Origin of the sequence: Lentzea flava, assembly GCF_014648475.1 — a bacterium.
In the GTDB taxonomy this organism is placed as follows: Bacteria; Actinomycetota; Actinomycetes; order Mycobacteriales; family Pseudonocardiaceae; genus Lentzea; species Lentzea flava.
Genome location: NZ_BMRE01000151.1, coordinates 1 through 857 on the forward strand (window position 1 = coordinate 1; position 857 = coordinate 857).

Below are 857 nucleotides of genomic sequence, written 5' to 3' on the forward strand. Positions count from 1 at the left end.
AACGATCCCGCTTACGACTGCTCCCCACATCACCCGAACCAGGCAGATCCGGGCCCCGATCGACCTCCTCACCCGGAACCGTCTCGACAAGCCGCAGATCAACGCCACTGCCCAACCGGTTCTCGGTATCCCAGCCAACCCGCACATAACGGCCCATCAACCGCTCAACCGACGGCAACGACCGCGCCCAGCCCCCCTGCCCAGCCGCTATCCGCCGCCCCTCCACCAGCCCCGCCTTCAGCGCCTGCCTCACCTCCCCCACCCGGTCCACACCGTCCATCGGCGCCCTCTCCACCACACCCTCCATCGGCGCCCTCGCCACCACACCGTCCAAACTCGGCTTCCGATCAGAGGGACCGGCCACCCAGTTCAGATAGAAACCGGTCCCCCTCTCCCGCAACCGCCATTCCATCGCCGCGGTCAACCGGCTGGTCGTTCCAGCCAGGAACGCACCCCGCAACACCCGCGCGTTCCGATACTGCTCCACCGTCCACCCCGGCGTGCTGTACGACCGCAGGACCACCTCAGCCGCAAAAGGCACACCGGACTTAAAACTCGGCGGGGCAGCAGAACTAAAACTCCAGGTAATGACAAGCTGCGTCACCCTGTCCTCAGGGACACCCGCCGCCACCATCGCCTTACGCAGATGGTCCTCGACCACATCTTGCACCCTCTTCTGCACAGACGAGTTGGTCGAGTCATGCTCGATCCAGGCCGTAGCACGGACATCCGGTCCTTCCACACCCGGAAGGAGCCCAGCGACATCCCCACCAAGCCCCCGCCCGAAAGCCACAATCGTCTCTACATCGTCATCCCACAGCGGATTACCAGCCCCCTCTTCAAGCGTGCGGAAACAC

Annotated in this window: 1 protein-coding gene; it reads right to left on the bottom strand. The window is 64.8% G+C overall.

Going from position 1 to position 857, the window contains the following annotated elements; genetic code table 11:
* Positions 1-661: hypothetical protein (locus IEZ09_RS45905; protein ID WP_189260143.1), on the bottom strand; the 661-nt coding region annotated here is incomplete at its 3' end.
* Positions 662-857: the final 196 nt, after the last annotated feature.